Annotated in this window: 1 protein-coding gene; it reads right to left on the minus strand. The window is 60.5% G+C overall.

Translation table 11 applies throughout. From position 1 onward, the window contains the following. Positions 1–683, minus strand: a 683-nt coding sequence (locus tag PQR40_RS39000; RefSeq protein ID WP_408511285.1) for a DUF3400 domain-containing protein, incomplete at both ends; no start/stop codon positions are given.

A 683-nucleotide genomic window follows, 5' to 3' on the forward strand; every position in this document is an offset into this window, starting at 1 on the left:
TCACCCAGCACATGACGTGCCATTTCGACGACGATGTAGTCCGCCTCGGTGCCCGAGTCTTCGTTGTAGCGCGACAGACCTTGCAGGCAGGACGGGCAGCTCGTCAGGATCTTCACCTCGGTCACGCCGTTCGGTTGCGGCCCGTTGCCCGCCTTGAGCACGGAGCCGTCCGGCGCACCCGCCGCGCCGGCCGATGCATTGGCCTCGTTGATCCCATTTGCGCCCGCCTCAGCCACCAAAGGAATGCCGCGGAGCTTTGCGGCGCCCTTGCGCATTTCCTCTTCCTTGCGGAAGCGAACCTGCGTCGAGATGTCGGGACGCGTCACCGCGAGTGTGCCGGATTCGCCACAGCAGCGATCGTTCTTCTCGATCTTGTAGCCGTCGTTCTCCGACCCCATCAACTGATTGACGAGTTTGACCGGATCCATCGTCTTGATCGGGGAGTGACACGGGTCGTGGTACATGTAGCGCACGCCGTTCACGCCTTCGAGCTTGATGCCTTTCTCGAGCAGAAATTCGTGGATGTCGATAATCCGGCAGCCCGGGAATATCTTCTCGAATTCATAGCCGGCAAGCTGGTCGTAACACGTGCCGCACGACACCACCACCGTCTTGATGTCGAGATAATTCAGCGTATTCGCGACGCGGTGGAACAGCACGCGGTTATCCGTGACGATCTGCTC

Origin of the sequence: Paraburkholderia sediminicola (assembly GCF_046026855.1) — a bacterium.
Classification (GTDB): Bacteria; Pseudomonadota; Gammaproteobacteria; order Burkholderiales; family Burkholderiaceae; genus Paraburkholderia; species Paraburkholderia sediminicola_A.